16 protein-coding genes are annotated in these 15,238 nt (G+C 41.8%); all 16 read right to left on the bottom strand.

Annotation, left to right across the window (positions count from 1 at the left end):
- Nucleotides 1-106 precede the first annotated feature (106 nt).
- The 16 genes from DS891_RS13680 to DS891_RS13605 all read right to left on the bottom strand — a co-directional run bounded on the left by DS891_RS13680 (nucleotide 107) and on the right by DS891_RS13605 (nucleotide 15,048).
- Nucleotides 107-1,489 carry a Na+/H+ antiporter NhaC family protein gene (locus tag DS891_RS13680; RefSeq protein WP_039497221.1) on the bottom strand — a complete coding sequence of 461 codons (1,383 nt, stop codon included), beginning with the start codon at nucleotides 1,487-1,489 and terminating at the stop codon, nucleotides 107-109.
- A 230-nt stretch (nucleotides 1,490-1,719) separates the two neighbouring features.
- Nucleotides 1,720-2,139, bottom strand: a complete 420-nt coding sequence (locus DS891_RS13675; RefSeq protein ID WP_010605173.1) for a hypothetical protein — start codon at nucleotides 2,137-2,139, stop codon at nucleotides 1,720-1,722.
- Nucleotides 2,140-2,145: 6 nt separating this feature from the next.
- The gene (locus DS891_RS13670) at nucleotides 2,146-2,628 is read right to left on the bottom strand and encodes a GNAT family N-acetyltransferase (RefSeq protein ID WP_254605864.1); all 483 of its coding nucleotides are present in this window, start codon (nucleotides 2,626-2,628) and stop codon (nucleotides 2,146-2,148) included.
- A 25-nt stretch (nucleotides 2,629-2,653) separates the two neighbouring features.
- The gene (locus DS891_RS13665; RefSeq protein WP_174170066.1) at nucleotides 2,654-3,034 is read right to left on the bottom strand and encodes a GFA family protein; all 381 of its coding nucleotides are present in this window, start codon (nucleotides 3,032-3,034) and stop codon (nucleotides 2,654-2,656) included.
- A gap of 139 nt (nucleotides 3,035-3,173) precedes the next feature.
- A complete protein-coding gene (locus DS891_RS13660) occupies nucleotides 3,174-3,641 on the bottom strand; it encodes a DUF4265 domain-containing protein (RefSeq protein ID WP_174170065.1) in 468 nt (155 codons plus the stop codon).
- A 179-nt stretch (nucleotides 3,642-3,820) separates the two neighbouring features.
- Complete coding sequence (locus DS891_RS13655) at nucleotides 3,821-4,084, bottom strand: hypothetical protein (RefSeq protein ID WP_174170064.1); 264 nt, start codon at nucleotides 4,082-4,084, stop codon at nucleotides 3,821-3,823.
- A gap of 145 nt (nucleotides 4,085-4,229) precedes the next feature.
- Nucleotides 4,230-6,488: a hypothetical protein gene (locus DS891_RS13650; protein WP_174170063.1), complete on the bottom strand. Its 2,259-nt coding sequence runs from the start codon at nucleotides 6,486-6,488 to the stop codon at nucleotides 4,230-4,232.
- A 64-nt stretch (nucleotides 6,489-6,552) separates the two neighbouring features.
- Nucleotides 6,553-6,873: a multidrug efflux SMR transporter gene (locus tag DS891_RS13645; RefSeq protein WP_017216036.1), complete on the bottom strand. Its 321-nt coding sequence runs from the start codon at nucleotides 6,871-6,873 to the stop codon at nucleotides 6,553-6,555.
- A gap of 829 nt (nucleotides 6,874-7,702) precedes the next feature.
- Entirely contained in the window at nucleotides 7,703-8,218 is a 516-nt protein-coding gene (locus tag DS891_RS13640) for an adenylate kinase (RefSeq protein ID WP_102057074.1), read from the bottom strand.
- A gap of 252 nt (nucleotides 8,219-8,470) precedes the next feature.
- Complete coding sequence (locus DS891_RS13635) at nucleotides 8,471-9,085, bottom strand: LysE family translocator (protein ID WP_174170062.1); 615 nt, start codon at nucleotides 9,083-9,085, stop codon at nucleotides 8,471-8,473.
- A 25-nt stretch (nucleotides 9,086-9,110) separates the two neighbouring features.
- Complete coding sequence (locus DS891_RS13630; RefSeq protein WP_174170061.1) at nucleotides 9,111-9,665, bottom strand: GNAT family N-acetyltransferase; 555 nt, start codon at nucleotides 9,663-9,665, stop codon at nucleotides 9,111-9,113.
- A gap of 178 nt (nucleotides 9,666-9,843) precedes the next feature.
- Nucleotides 9,844-10,671, bottom strand: a complete 828-nt coding sequence (locus DS891_RS13625) for a hypothetical protein (protein ID WP_174170060.1) — start codon at nucleotides 10,669-10,671, stop codon at nucleotides 9,844-9,846.
- A gap of 302 nt (nucleotides 10,672-10,973) precedes the next feature.
- Nucleotides 10,974-11,213 (bottom strand): hypothetical protein, encoded by a 240-nt coding sequence (locus DS891_RS13620; protein WP_010605182.1) that lies wholly within the window; start codon nucleotides 11,211-11,213, stop codon nucleotides 10,974-10,976.
- 135 nt (nucleotides 11,214-11,348) lie between these two features.
- The gene (locus DS891_RS13615; protein WP_254605862.1) at nucleotides 11,349-12,461 is read right to left on the bottom strand and encodes a serine hydrolase; all 1,113 of its coding nucleotides are present in this window, start codon (nucleotides 12,459-12,461) and stop codon (nucleotides 11,349-11,351) included.
- A 2-nt stretch (nucleotides 12,462-12,463) separates the two neighbouring features.
- On the bottom strand, nucleotides 12,464-13,720 hold the full coding sequence (locus tag DS891_RS24550) for an alpha/beta hydrolase-fold protein (protein WP_254605860.1): 1,257 nt from the start codon (nucleotides 13,718-13,720) through the stop codon (nucleotides 12,464-12,466).
- Between the two features lie 377 nt (nucleotides 13,721-14,097).
- Nucleotides 14,098-15,048 (bottom strand): DUF5050 domain-containing protein, encoded by a 951-nt coding sequence (locus tag DS891_RS13605; RefSeq protein ID WP_174170059.1) that lies wholly within the window; start codon nucleotides 15,046-15,048, stop codon nucleotides 14,098-14,100.
- Nucleotides 15,049-15,238: the final 190 nt, after the last annotated feature.

Below are 15,238 nucleotides of genomic sequence, written 5' to 3'. Positions count from 1 at the left end.
TGAGAGTCTGGTTATATAGCCTAGCAAGACTTGAGCAATAGAGTAATGTATTTTAGAAAGTTAGCTTCGAAGGGTTAGCAAAACTAACCCTAAAACTTACTTGCGATTATGCAATGATCAAGAAGCCAACAAAGGCGATAGCAGCCGCAATCAACGCATAAGGTAGCTGAGTGATGGCGTGACTGACTAAGTTACAATCTGAGCCTTGAGCTGCCAATACTGTAGAATCCGAGTAGAAACACGCTTGACTTCCAAATGATGATGCCGACAACAACGCGCCTATTACCAAAGGAATATTAGCATCTACAGCAACGGCCAATGGCATCACGATAGGAATAGTCACAGCGAAGATCCCCCAACTAGAGCCTGTTGCAAAAGCCAAAATAGCCATAGATAAAAACACCATCGCAGGCAGTAAACCAGCAGTCATATAAGGACTCAGCGCATTTATCACATATTGTGGCAATAGCAGCTGATCGCACACATCCTTAAAGATAAATGCGGCGATAACCGTTCCTATCGCGGGTAGCATGCATTTAAAACCATTGATCATTTGCTCAAGCATGTCTGCAAGCGGCATCAACCTTTGCACCATATAAAATGGGATAGTCACAGCCAAAGTCGCTAACAAGCCTTTCCATACATCAATGTCAAAATACACTGTAAACGCCACCAACAAACCAATGGGCACTAAAAAGTTAACCAGTTTGCCTTGAGTGTCGGCTTGTTCAAATTCCTGCTCAATGGCTTTTGCAGCATAGTGATCCGGTGTATGCACTTCTTCCAAATCAACCTGCTCAAGCGCAGGCTGTCCTTGTTTAGCTGCAAGCTCTGCTTTTTTCATTGGGCCGAATAGTGGAACAACACCAAATATCACCAGTGGCACCATAATTACAGCCACCCAAGCATACAGCATGTAAGGAATGGCCTGAATATACGTGCTGATCCCCTGTCCTTCTCCGGCGACACCGTTATCAACCAGCAAACCACCAAAGAACACTGCCCAAGTCGAAAGTGGTACTAGAACACAGATAGGCGCAGCGGTTGAATCCACTACATAGGCAAGCATTTCCCTAGAAATCTTAAACTTATCGGTAACGCGACGCATCGTCTCACCAACCGTCAGCGCATTAAGATAGTCATCAATAAAAATGATCACACCTAAAAAATAGGTCATAAGCAAAGACGACTTTGGCCCTTTTGCCATTTTCAGTGCATTGCGACCAAATGCTAAGGCACCACCCGTGTGCACCAACAATGCTATCAAAGCACCAAACGTACCACATACCAGAATAAGCCAGCCGATGGTTTCATCGCCCATCACTTTTAGCGAAGCATCAGCAAAATTTGCCAATACGGTGGCAGGGTCTAACAATGCGAGTCCTACAAGCGCCCCTAAGACAAGGGACAAGATAGGACGACGTAAGATAATTGCAAGCGTCAATACGACGACTGGGGGAATGATGCTAATTGCACTTGGCTCAGCCATGCGAATTTCCCAAATCAAAGGAATTTGAGCTGCGGAAAAAGGGACGCAACATCGGCTATAAACAGCGGTTGATGCAGTCTTATCCGTTTCCCAAATTCAGAACAAAAGGTTAAAATCACAGGCACTTAATGGCGTGTGAGGATCTGCCTAATATTGGGTTGACGAGTTGACTGTATGGCCCTCATTGAAACATCGCGGAGAAAATATACAGAATTTGACTTTGCGTCAATTTATTTTTTGTCTAATGCTAGTTTTGCCATGTGCTTATTTACTTGCTCTATCTCTTCAGCGGTCAATTCGGCGTAACGTCTAGGATAAGACCACCCGTACCCCCAACGAAATGGCGTAGGTAAATAAGGAAGCCCACCAAGTCGTACACCCGCTAACATCAAGGTTGCCACTTCTTCTTGACCTACCGCAGCAACACATTTTTGCAAGGCAATGTCGGCATTTTCGCGCTCTATAGCGGTACCACCTTTCCAGTAGGCAAGGTCGTGTGCCGTGCAACAGCTCAACCACAGTTCATTTTGCGCCAAAGTACCATCAGGAAATGCACTACAACCATCGCTTGTGAATGGCTTTAATTCATCAGCACTGCCGTGGCTAGATGCAAACAGCAGCGAGAATATAATTACTATTTTTTTTATCATCGTAAATTACCGTATGGCTACTTTCATAACTTCCAAGCTTAGCTGGCGCATCTTCACCATAACTTTTGCATACCTTAATTGGCTTTGGAACATCAACCAAAACCCCACGCTATTTTGTACAGCCACGAGCCGAATGCGACAGTACCCCATTTGAGTCGCCAGCTCAACTAAGCGTTTAATCATCAAGGCACCTATTCCCTGCCCAGATACGGCTTGTGAAACAACTAGGTCATGTAGAAACAACGACGAACTAGGCGGCTGTTCAGGAAGTAATGTAAACAGACTCGGCGGCTTTTCATCGTACCAAGGGTGCGCCAATAAATAGGCATCCACGGCTCGATGTTGTTTAAAAACAAAACAACTCTTTAGCGAGCGCATCCATATACTTTTTAGGATATCCACAGTTTCCGGCGCAACATCATGATACGCCTGATTTTGTAGAGTTAGGATCTCAGGCCACGACGCATCTTCGATAACGTAATAAGTCATAATTTACTCACATACAGCACAGAGACTAATTGCATCCTATACACCACCATTTTGGCCTTCTTGAAATATAAGAATGGGATTTGGGTTCTAGGGTTTTACGACTATTGGCATCAAAAACGCCGAGCACTAATGCAATGATAGGCGCGTCATCTATTGCACCTAATGTGCTACCACACTCAGGGCAAAAAGCGCGCGATGAATAATCCGATGAACGCCACGCCTTAGGCGCACCGCCAGGCCCATCCCAGCTTACCTCTTCACTTGCGAACTCTACCCATGTAACGGTTAGGGCACCGCTATGTCTTTGGCACATTTTACATGAGCAGGTATGAGGGTTACGAGGGGCGCCAATCGCGGTAAAACGGATCTGCCCACATAAACATCCTCCAACAAAATTGACAGCCATCCTTGTGTTTCCTTAGTATTTCGCCATTATCCTAAACCAAGTACGATAGTAAATTACCGTGCCTATTAAAGTTCCAAGTGAAACACAAAACTGAACACTAAGCCACTGAATTTGAGAAGAGTTAGGTAATTTTCCTTAGCTATGCACTTTTACCATCGAAGCTATCGTGGGGCTCGCCGGTAAGTTCATACTTCAATACGCCAAGCTCCTGATAATAATGCAAGATATCGATAAAAGATTCGTATTCTCTTTGCGGTGAAACCGTCAAGGCAAAGCACCCATCATCCAATTGCTCGCTCTCCACGCCAGATAGAGTAAGCTCTTGAAGTAGCTCTATGTTTTTGGCATTTTCTAACTCGTTTGTAAAGCGGATCCGCAAAGAGTGATACTCACTTCGAGCCACAATCTCGATGACGTCTAAAGAACCTTCGCTATCTGGTGCAACCAAAACGTGGTCGTCGTAGTTAACACCAAAAGCAAAAAGCGGAGCGCCTTTTATTTGATAAATATTATCGCTCACTGCCGTCGCAACAATAAATTCTTCAGCACAACCTTGAGGATGGTTTTTAAAAGTAAACCGTACTTTGTCAGTGACTACATCATTCATATGGATACAAACCGCCTTTACATGGACTGATCTCGTTTTATTTAACCGACCGTAAGTCCAACAAATAAAAGTTACCCACAATTACAATGTGTTACTTGTATATGGGTTTAGATTGCAAACATGATGCAGTAGCAAAACTGAAGAGAAAATTAAGCGACGACCTATAGAAAACAAAGTGGTTAATCACCAGCTAATTTTAGCTTTGAGATCGACTGTGCGATCTTTCTTTTTATAATTTTCTGTTCAATATATAAAGAGACTCCCACTCCTATCATAGCGGTGATAAGCATCACTAACCAAAAGGACAAATTGTCGTAAGACAATAACCCAGAAACGGCAAGGTAGACGTTAAACGGTACTGCAATAAACAATACACCAAGCGCTTTGCACAGCTCATTTAAGGTTGCTGAGTCTGCTTTCGCTTCTGTAATTACCTCATGCAATATCCGATCGTCTATCAGCTCGATTTTCGTGAAATTATTCCTTATCCATCGTAAGTAATCCAATTTATCTTTGCCTCCAAATTTCGGTTTTAGATATAACGTATACAATTTGGGAACGTGGTACTCTGAGACTCAAAGTGGCATGCTAACGTTTGCCCCAAAGCACATCAATTTCTTTACCGTCTTTAACAAACTCTAGCTTCACCGTTACTTTGGTACCATTTTGTGCCTGAGGAAAAGTGCGCGTACATTGCAATACATAATGGGCGAAAAAGCGGTTATAAAATCCATGTTCGCCCATGTCATCAAAAAGATTAAATGCTTTTTCAAGCACTGAATAATCCCCTTCTTGGTGATAAGCGAGGTTAAGTTGTGCAAAACCATCGCATAGGTTTTTAATGTCGTGCAAAATCCGCGGATGCAACTCGACTATTCCTGCAAGGGTTTGGAATTTACTCGCACCTAGCCTGCGCCAATCCCGCTCTTTGCGTGCAAGTTTTCGACATCCCTTTGCTTTGAGATATTGATATGTCGCCAGAGCCACTTCGTTATGAGAGTTAAGTTGCGAATTTAACAATGCCTCAAAAATCGCATCATATAATTTCACCCGATTTTCTATAGTCGCCCGCTCAGGAAGTATTTTGTGATTGATAGGTAATGCAGCGGCAAGCGAGATGGCCAGTCTTCTACTATCAAACTGACCTAATAAAGGTAGTAGCTGAACAAACGCGTCATGGTCAAGGTGTAAGGACTTAACGATCCGCACATTATCGGCATCTTTGAGTATCTCGCTCAATCGGTGTTTTGTATCCTCAGAGTCAAACTCTGGGATCATACCCCATACCGATAAATCATCGACCAAGTGGTCCAGCTCGTTACTGGTCACACTCGCCTCTTGCTGTTTATGTAAGAGCGTCAGACCCAATGTAAACTCGTTTAGCTTGGGCGGCGTTGATGTTGAAAAGGCCACCATCTGAGCATCAAAGCTGAGATAGTAATGACGTTTATCGCCATTAATATCATCTTGATAACCACGCATTCCAAGCGTAGCAAGTTGCACTCTATTTAGCTTGTCTCTCGTTTCAATGGTTTTAAATGAATAGCTGTTACGGCTCATGGCCGACCAAGCACCAAAGCCTAAATTGAACCCATAGGCTTGCTTGATTTCAGTACTGGTTTGAAAGAAGAAGCGCTCTATCTCGATTTCATCTTGGTAACTATGCTGAGTGATAGTACCAACCCGCCCAAATAACGCATCAAGATGCACCTGCTCTAGGCCTTTGGTAGTTAATTTAGCTTCAAGCAGCGATTGATGACTGGATAAACGCGTATATTCAAACTTAACACTTAGCTCGGCTTTTAACTTTGCAGCCGTTTCAATATTTGCTAACACCGTTTTTTTAATGGTCAGCAGCTCGCTTTGAAGTCGTTCTAAACTGTCCGTTAGTGGATCAAGCTGTAAGCGATCTTTTAATCTTAAGATCAGATCATATTGCGCTTCATCGGGAGAGTCTGTTGCGACGAGTGAAAGGACTTCTTCAACCTTATCCAGAGGTGCATTGAATATCCCTGTCAAAATACTCGAATAAGCTTGCTTAAATCCGGCTTGGTCGGCAAATTTGGCGTTCACTCCCCCAGTGATTGTTAAAGCAGTATTCGACAATGTTGATTTTTTAATTGCGAGGAAAGTATGGTGTGGTTTATCCAAGCGTTTAGAAAAGACAACACGAAAGCCACCACGGATCTCGATATTAAGGTCCGCATTTAAAGCCGAATCAAGGTTAATATCAAGTAATTCTCCTTGATCCAACCAACGACTAAACATATCGAGATTTTGCGCGATTATATCTGACCACCTAAAATTGGCGCTCACCGTTAACGCCCCTGCCGTTTCCATCATTAATGCATTATTAGGTGCAAGTGACTTAATATCCTCAACATCGAAAATAACCGGCATAGTTGCAAGGTCGCGGCCTAAGGCAAAACCCACAGCTTCATGTGGTTGATGGCAAAGGTAGGCTGCTAGTTTACATTGTGCCTGCCCATCTGTATTAATACCAAGCAGCTCCGCTTTGGAGGCACCGGTGAGATCAAAGTCAATGTGTGTGCTGTATTTTATCCAGCACACCTCATCACTATAGGTAAGTGTTGTGGTAGGTTCGAGATTTGCATTAACCTCCTTTTGCTCACCAATAATACCGTCTTCATCGATGACTGTGCTCGCGTTGATAAGCTCTATCTTACTTTCACCAGTAACACTTGTGGTTATATCTTCCAATGCGAAGCTATGGCTTTCTACCATTTCCCCGCGCCAAGGTAACAAATCACCATGATAGTCTTTAAGTGGTGTGAGGGTAGTCTCGACAAGCGTTTGTAAGCCCGTCATATTCAGTTCAATCGTCATCGAATTTCCTTTTCATCTGAAGTGGAATTATCTAACCTAAGCTCCGATTAACTATAGCTGTAATTTAACCCTGAGAGGATAATTTTAGACCGATAATCCCAATCACTATCAGCAGTAAACTGAGTAGCTTAAGTGATGACAACGGCTCTTTAAAATAGACAAAGCCAACAATAATCGACCCTAGCATACCAATGCCAACCCAGACAGAATAAGCAACGCTAAGCGGTAAAGTTCGTAGTGCAACACTGAGAAAGTAGAAACTTGCGGCCATCGCCACTAAAGTAATAATTGAGGGAACAGGCTTCGTAAAACCGTTGGTAAATTTCAAACCAATAGCCCAAACGACTTCCAATAAACCTGCAAAAACAAGTAGCAACCAGCTCATGACAACTCCAAAATGGGGTCGTCCCCGCCAGTAAAAGAAAGCTCTGGAGGTCGTCCACCAGAGCGAGAGAAAATTAGCACGCCCGTGAAGCTAATTCAAGCTTCACGGCAAACAAATTAAGACTCAATTAAAATTGTAAAAGAGCGAGGGCCTGTTGACCTTTGCTGTTTGATTTTTGTTCTTCTGAGTGTGTTTTGGTCGCGACGCTCGACTTGTCGCCTAGTAATCTAGGTAAAAGTTGAGCAACAATGAACAAAGCGCACTCAGGTGAACCCAAAGGGCAGCGCTTGATTGGCATTTCTTCTGTGTTGCCCCACAAGGATGTGGGGTAAGGTGACTTTGCAGGAGCACAAAGTCTTTATCACCAGACTTACATAGAATGACTATGCTACGCTGGCTCTGCCTTGTATAAATACCAATCAAACTGCTGCAAAAACAAACTTGAAAGATCAACAGGCCCTAATATCCTAAAAAATCGCAGTTAGCCGTGACAGACAACACCTTCCAACCACCTTGCTCTATCTGTTCAATCTGTTGGTTGAGTAACTCAACGTCTGGTTGTCGCGAAAAAATGCTTTTTCTTATTAAATATTACAACTCTTCTCATGCACCTCTCCATGCGCAACTATCAAACCGGCTAAGTATAAAGAACAACAAAAAAGTACAAAGGCAAATAGCAAATAATAGTTGCGATTAGATGATTTATCACCGTTTTAGTGTGGGTAAGACCGCTACCAGTTTTATTATTCATCATTTACAGCGCAAAAGACGTAACACCAAAGGCTGTAAATCAAATCAATACATTACTCACGTTTACCCTTTGATGATATTACTTCGCATGTTGGCGTACAAAGCTATCAAGCGCCGCAACCGACTTAATCACATAGAGTGTTTTGGTTTGCGCACTTTCCTCTAACTGCGATAAGAATTTTTCATTCCAAAATTGCGGGCAGCGCCTTAACGTTTTAATACTGGCAATCGTCCCTTTAAACACTGAGCTACCATCTGGCCAGCCTTCAGGCTTATTGAGCATGCTTTTTAAAAGACGTTTTATCACAAACCAATAACTCACTCGATATGGTAAGTCGATGTAGACTAAGGTATCTGCTGCATCTAAGCGCTGTTTAAACGCATCTAACGGACCAAAGCCGTCAATGATCCACGCATCAGTATTCAATATGTTTTGATGTGCTTTATCAAAAGCGGCTCTGTCAACAAACTCGCCATTTGCTTGGTAGAGCAGCGAGTCTAATTGATATAACGGGATGTGTATTGCCGCGGCCAGTCCTTTACTCACCGTAGACTTGCCGCTTCCCGGTTTACCAAAAACTGCTATTTTCTTCATGTAACCTCCTTGCTGTGGCCCCACAAGGCAGATACAAAAAACCCACCTTACTTTGGTGGGTTCATTAAAAAAGCACACAAAACCACCACTCCTAAGGAATGGTAATAATTCGTGTACTTGTGAGAAATAGTTCTATATTCATAACGATACTTTCACGGAATGATTAGTTATTGTCAAGCACACGCAGGCTAGATGAGTGAATTGAGAAGTAGCATCACTTTGTGGGCTAGCGGGTCACTAACTTTGGCATCGCTACTGTCTACTCAACAGTAAGTTGCCGCCAGATAGCGCCAAAAATGAAGCACATGCACGATTAAAACGTTTAACCAGTTTAGGTTTACTAAACCACTGCCTTAGATACAGCCCAATAACAGCGTACATAGCGATAGCCACGATTTCCAGAACGAGAAAAGTAGCCCCCAATAGTGAAAATTGCTCTGTCACATTTTTTGCAACGTCGACAAACTGAGGGAGAAAAGCGGTAAATATCAAAATTGCCTTTGGATTACCCGCAGCAACAGCGAACTCTTGCTTCATCAGTCCGGTAATGCTCATATTGCGGACATCATCCGAAACTGGACTAACGTCTGAGCGCCATAAATTATAAGCCATCCATAATAAATAGAGCGCGCCACAAATCTTAATGGCAAGAAACAATATTTCCGACGTATACAGCACAACAGCAAGGCCTGAAGCGGCAAGCGCAATCATCACACAAAATGCGGCGAGCCTTCCAAATCCCGCAAGTAGAGCTATACGAAAACCATAACGACGAGCATTATTTAGCGCTAGAAGATTATTTGGCCCTGGTGCCATATTCAAGGCAAAGCAGGCTGGAATAAATAAAAGTAGTGTCCAGATTTCCATTGTCTTTCCTTTAAAAAATATTGGCTCAGCGATTAAATTCTGACTTTAATAACCCAAAGCACGTTAGATCGTGAAATTGTTCTTTCCAATACCCACTTTGTCGTCTAACTCCCTCAGCTTTAAAACCTAGCTTTTCTAACACAGCCTCTGACGCATGATTTCCCGGCACCGTATCTCCTTGAATTCGATTCAGTGCACCACATGCTAGTAAACCACCAAACGCGGCGGAGATAATTTGGTGTAATGCTTCAGTGGTATAACCCTTTCCCCAAAATTTCGGCGTCAAATCATAACCGATAACTGCATTTTTCATCGCTGAGTTCCATGAGTTAAAACCACACGTACCTATAAGCTGCTCAGTGTCTTTTAATCGGATAGCCCAACGGATCCCAACACCGCTATCAAATCGAGAATGAAAGAAATCTATGAGTTTTTCAGCTTGTAATCGCTCACTAAACGCCTCTAAATCGTAGTATTTCACTACCTCTGGGTTTGAAAATAGTTCAAAAATAGCATTACTGTCGCATTCGGATAGCGCCGTCAACTTCAAGCGTGGTGTTTCAAATTCTGGAAATTGCATATTGATCTCCTTAACATTCAAAGCGCAACACTGAGATAACTTCAAACCGCGATAAATAGCACGGTGAAAGTTATTTATACTGCGCGAAATAGCACTTTGACTGCATCTAAAAAATGGCCGGATTGCATGCCGTTTAGTCGAGGTTTTTAGTGGTAGTATAACCAAGAATAACTGAGCACTAGTGTGTTGGTCTCAGCGTTTCAATAACCTTCGCATCCATCCAATATGGATTACCTTCCCAGTAACTCGTGCCGTCTTTTTTGACTTTTTTGTCACCTCGCCAAAAAAATAAGTACTTTCCGTCTGGTGATACTTTAGGTCGTTGCTCGTACGCAGCCGTATTAATCGTATCTCCCATATTTATTGCGTTTGTCCACGTGCCATCTTGGTTACGAAAACTAATGTAGATATCAGGCGTGTTTTCACCTTCCTTTTCAGCATCCCACATAATATAAGACTCATCTGGCGCGATGTAGGGGTGAGCAATGTACTTTCCTTGGTTAATTGCCTTACTCATTTTGTGCGGTGTTTCATATTTGCCATCAACAAGCCGTGAATAACTCAAATGCCCACTGCCGTCTTTCAAATCTAAGACATAAAAGTAGTGTGTCCCTTTTGCTGAGGTGGTATAACCTCTGATTGGAATATCTTTAAAAGGCTCGATGTTTTGTATGTGTGAAACCGGTGGGCTAAATTGCTCCTGATATGCATTTATGTCTGCTTCGGGTATTGATTTTTCAATCCATTGATTGTTTTTATATTGCATCACAATCCAAGTTGGTTTTTGATATTCCCCACCAGAGCGAGTAAAAGAAAGCTCTGACATATCTAGCAAAAACAACACTTCAGTCTCGCGGTGCTCATCCGTAGAAACGACACCTGGAGCAAATAATTCAGGTGTTAATCCCGGTGTTTTTTGTCCTAAATCGTAATTGTTTTGGGCATAACTTTTATCGCAAATTATTAAACTGCAAAACATAGCAATTAGAATGCTCATCTGCTTCATAAACTATCCTTTTATTAGAGCCTTTAGTTTTCAAGTAAATATAATTGCACTAGGAAACAGACAAATCCAAGCACCTTTACAAAACCTGACAATGACACCAGTTTGTCTTAATACTTGCTCAATTTGAAGGAGTAAATCTGACGCTAACTGCGTTAAAGATTTCTTATTTAGAATAACTAAATAGCAAAATCTTTGTCTTGCCTACAGGACGTAGGTACCTTAGCGTGAGCAGGATGCGGAAGCGGTGTTATCGACAAGATTTTCTCGCCTCAAAATAGAGCACTTAATTAAGCAAATTGATGTTACACCGCAAAGCCTCGCCATTGCGGCATCAAAAGGCCTGCAATAAACCAAGGAACTTGTAGTACGAGAATACACAGTGCATACAAACGCAACTGCTCAGCAGTCCATAGCGCAGCAAACCACCCTATGATAAAGAACGACTTCCATCCTTCTATTTTTGCAGCTCCGCCAAAATTTAAAATCCAAAGCCAAAATGCCGCAAGTGTGACATGAGAGAGTATCCATGTAAGTAAACTCATACCTAACTCCTTGTCTCTAAATTCGTACCCGATCCAGCTTTCGCTTCAGAGAGTAAGCTAATGAAGCTGATATTAAACCACTTTAATCAATTGCATATTTTTTAACTTCTTGAATCCGGAATTTTCATTGTCTTTTTACCGCTTAGCGTGCTCATACTTTTCAACAATCGCATTGGCAATATCATTTAATTTCCCTTGCGTGTTGTTCGCTGAAACATTTGTGGCAATAAATATTCCTAACTTCTGCTTTGGATAAAGCGCAAGCCAAGTGGAAGTACCTATAGAGCCTCCACTGTGATAGAACATAGGATTAGCTGAGTGATACTCGTATGTATTCCAAAAAAATGCATGGCCATGTTCACTGCTGGTTTCTGTTAATAAGGTGCGCGACAACAGCACTTCTTCTGCTTGGGTGCTGAGTAAATACTGCATATAATCGGCAATCGAAGCTGCATTGGATGTTAGTCCGCCTTCAGCAAACGAGTGTGGACTGAGTAACGGTGCAATTTTGCCGTTTCTATCTACCCCTCTCGTTATTTTACTTATCTCACTGGGCTCTAAACGAAACCTTGTATGTTCTTCACCCGATTGCTCCGTGATCAATTGCGCAACAAGTGTAGATAATGGTCGGTTATACACGTTTTCCAAAATATACCCAGTCAGGTTTGCGCCAACATTGGAGTATTGAAATGTCTGACCAGGCATTGAGGTAAGTTGGTACTGAGCTAAATCTTCAAAAAACGTCGCTTTTGAATAGTTAGAGAACAGCTCAAAAGCCTTGCCAGACTTTATATCTGCGCTTGTATATGCAAAATCTTGCGGTAAACCACTTCTGTGAGTCGCGAGATGACGCAAAGTGATAGGTTTGCCTAGATGTTGCAGGTTTTGATAATCACCACCCTGCAAGTACACCCTAATATCTTCATCTAATTGCACTTTTTTATCTACTACCGCCTTGGCAAGCAACAACCCGGTATAAGTTTTAGTGATGGATGCAATTTCATACACGGTATCATGGCGTGGCTTTGTACCATCAGGAAACTCGCCAAATTGCTTTTGATAGTTAAGCTTATCATTCACAATAGCGATGGAAGCAATTTGTGCATTTTCCTCAATCAGAAAATCTGTTAGTTTTTTCTCAACAAACGCGTCAAAGTCTAGTTTGCTATCGTTGTTGCAGGCGGTTAACACCATCAAAAAGAGCATCAAACAAAGTAGGGTTAATGATTTCACTGAACGTAGCAGCATATTTACTCTGGTGCCTCGGTTAATTGATTGATGTATGCCAATAGAAGGCTTTTATTTACTTCATTATCAACCAGTCGCACGGCTACTTTGGCGTTTTTCAGCGCTTGTAAGTTATCCTCATTCGCCTCAAATGCCTTTGCTAATGACTCATAGGCTTGCCAAGACTTAGGTTGATATTCGGTGTAACGTTCTGCGACTTCTATCGCTTCTATGACTCGGCCTTGTTTAATCAAATACGTACTAATGAAGCCGAGCCTATTAACACTATTCCAACGCGTTGATCTTGGCAATATAGTAAAACCATAGCGCTCACTTAATTGGTCGTAGTAGTTATCAATATTTTGTAGAGCATTACCAGGTTTAGTCACAATATCGCGATACTTTGCTGACCAAAGTGACTTCGGGTATTTTATTTCTATCACATCCAGCATCGTTTTTAGCAATGCATCATAATGTCCCTCGTTATCATAAATTTTGAGGATAAAAGGTAGGTCTTTTATACTCTTCAGGCGGCTCTTGAGTTTATTCACATTGCTTTGATACTTCTTTTCCTTTTTTAGGTCGTCTCCAGCTACAGCAAAGTAAATAAGGGGGCCATTTTTAGGGTCTTCAGATACTCTTTCAACTAGACTATCTACCATAGTTTTATTTGGCATGTATCCCATCCCTATGATATCAGCCGCAGCTAAAAACACGTATGTATCAAATAACTGTTTTTCATGGATGAGATTATTTAATGGAAAGAAACTACTCGTTGAAATTGCAATCACTGTACGTTTTTCATTAGCCCGATAATGTGCTTTTAAAAACGGAAACAGCTCATTTTGATAAAAATCATGATATTTTTTAGACTCCCCCCATGATGGCCACTTTTTATTCGACTGACCACCAAACATATCATTATGGTAAATATCTGGTGAAGGGCTTCCTCCATTGATACTAACAACAATGGTTTCAGGCATCCGCTCTACATCAGCTAAGTGTTTTACGATACCACTGACCGCATGGAAGAACTCACTACCATGTTTACCAACTAAAAAGATCACGGGATAAGTATGAAGTTTCGAAGAAAGATCAAAGTTGCTAGGAAGCGCAATATTGAGTGGGATTTCATTATTTAAAATTTCAGACTTCAATACCAGTGTATTACCTATCACCACAGGGTCTTGCTGCGTCACCGTCACAGCTGTACTGCCACAGGCTGGGAAAAATAAAAAAGCATAAAGAACAAGGGTTTTTAATCCTTTTGGCGCTGTCATTAATACCTCCTAGTCTTGAACTTAGCCATCAATATTCGTTATATTAAATAACCTGAGCTGCGGATAATTAATGCCTTTCTAGCAGCCAGTTTTAGCGCTAACTGCGTTGAATTCACTTCCAATAGCCAGCTATTGGTGCGTAAATTCGCCTTGCCTACAGGATGTAGGTACCTTAGCGAGAGCAGGACGCGGGAGCGGTGTTTTCCCTAAAACTCTCTGGCTAGACAAGGAGAAAACTAAGTTGTGCTTTAGCAACAATGAGTTGGAACCTTCCTTATCCAAACCTCAGGTTAAATATGAATCATGTAATAGTCATTGAAATAGTCTCCATACCGCTTTATCTGAACGTCTATACCATTTACTGTCAGCGCACAGACCTACTGGCGCTCATTTGTTTTCTTTAATTTTTGTAGCGTTTCTTGGTCAAGACCTGGCACAACTGTCGCTTGCGAGCTGTTTTGAAGTATTTTTTTGATAGACGTGCCATCCACATTTATAGAAAAGACATCATAAAAGCCAAATACATTCTCTGAAGCGAAATACACCTTTGTGCCGTCTGGAGACCAAGATGGATCCCACTCTTGAATGTTATTACGAGTCAGTCGCTTGTTATTGGTTCCATCAATACCCATAACATATACTTCCTGATTCCCATCTCTATTAGATAGGTAGGCTATTTTCGTGCCATCTGGGGAAATTTGAGGAGACATGTTATCAGTGTCGTCTTGAGTGAGTTGAATAACCTCGCTGCCATCCAAATTGGCAATGCTAATTTGGCTTGGGCTGGCTTTAGATTGGTATAGTAATCGACCATCTGGCATAAATTCTGGAGCACGACCTTCGAGATTTTTAATTTGGCGCTGTTCACTACCATCAGCATTCATTAACCAAATTTCTTCCTGCCAAACACCTTCCTTATTTTCATATTCTCTAGCAAACGCTATCGTCATTCCATCCAAAGACCAAGCAGGTGCACTATCCCACACATATTTTTTACTGGTTAATCTTTTCAGATTGCGGCCAGTAATATCAACGGTATGAATTGACCATGTTTTGAAGTTATCGTATTTACCGTAAAAGGTTACTTTGTCTCCCGATGGTGAGACAGCAGGATAGCCGTCACTTGACGTGGCTTTCACGATCTTTACTGGCGATTTACCACCTTGGTCACTTAAGTAAATCGCTTTGCTATTACCGTCTTTAAAACCATATATAACACCATACGACTCTGTTGGTAGTTCGCTATATGATTGAACTTCATGAATAAAAAACAACATAATGGTGGAAAAACAAGCCAATTTTGAGATGCCAATTTTTTTAACAAGCATTACTCAATCTCCCTTTTGTAGTTGTGTATCTAATTGGAAGACTACAGAAGTCTATCTACCAAAAACATGATGTTTTATTGATTTTTCGCTGAATTACACTTTTTCGTGCTATCTTGCAGTAACAAAACGCTGATATTGCTATAACCCCTTACATTTATTGCGTAAAATCAATCAATAACCTCAGAACTCG

Origin of the sequence: Pseudoalteromonas sp. JC28 (genome assembly GCF_013319255.1) — a bacterium.
Lineage (GTDB): Bacteria > Pseudomonadota > Gammaproteobacteria > Enterobacterales > Alteromonadaceae > Pseudoalteromonas.
Note: the sequence above shows the minus strand (reverse complement) of the source record. Positions and strands in the feature narration are given on the sequence as shown.

Coding starts and splice junctions, on each gene's coding strand:
- DS891_RS13680 (WP_039497221.1), bottom strand. CDS start 1,489: ATGGCTGAGCCAAGTGCAATTAGCATCATTCCCCCAGTCGTCGTATTG.
- DS891_RS13675 (WP_010605173.1), bottom strand. CDS start 2,139: ATGATAAAAAAAATAGTAATTATATTCTCGCTGCTGTTTGCATCTAGC.
- DS891_RS13670 (WP_254605864.1), bottom strand. CDS start 2,628: ATGACTTATTACGTTATCGAAGATGCGTCGTGGCCTGAGATCCTAACT.
- DS891_RS13665 (WP_174170066.1), bottom strand. CDS start 3,034: ATGGCTGTCAATTTTGTTGGAGGATGTTTATGTGGGCAGATCCGTTTT.
- DS891_RS13660 (WP_174170065.1), bottom strand. CDS start 3,641: ATGAATGATGTAGTCACTGACAAAGTACGGTTTACTTTTAAAAACCAT.
- DS891_RS13650 (WP_174170063.1), bottom strand. CDS start 6,488: ATGACGATTGAACTGAATATGACGGGCTTACAAACGCTTGTCGAGACT.
- DS891_RS13645 (WP_017216036.1), bottom strand. CDS start 6,873: ATGAGCTGGTTGCTACTTGTTTTTGCAGGTTTATTGGAAGTCGTTTGG.
- DS891_RS13640 (WP_102057074.1), bottom strand. CDS start 8,218: ATGAAGAAAATAGCAGTTTTTGGTAAACCGGGAAGCGGCAAGTCTACG.
- DS891_RS13635 (WP_174170062.1), bottom strand. CDS start 9,085: ATGGAAATCTGGACACTACTTTTATTTATTCCAGCCTGCTTTGCCTTG.
- DS891_RS13630 (WP_174170061.1), bottom strand. CDS start 9,665: ATGCAATTTCCAGAATTTGAAACACCACGCTTGAAGTTGACGGCGCTA.
- DS891_RS13625 (WP_174170060.1), bottom strand. CDS start 10,671: ATGAAGCAGATGAGCATTCTAATTGCTATGTTTTGCAGTTTAATAATT.
- DS891_RS13620 (WP_010605182.1), bottom strand. CDS start 11,213: ATGAGTTTACTTACATGGATACTCTCTCATGTCACACTTGCGGCATTT.
- DS891_RS13615 (WP_254605862.1), bottom strand. CDS start 12,461: ATGCTGCTACGTTCAGTGAAATCATTAACCCTACTTTGTTTGATGCTC.
- DS891_RS24550 (WP_254605860.1), bottom strand. CDS start 13,720: ATGACAGCGCCAAAAGGATTAAAAACCCTTGTTCTTTATGCTTTTTTA.
- DS891_RS13605 (WP_174170059.1), bottom strand. CDS start 15,048: ATGCTTGTTAAAAAAATTGGCATCTCAAAATTGGCTTGTTTTTCCACC.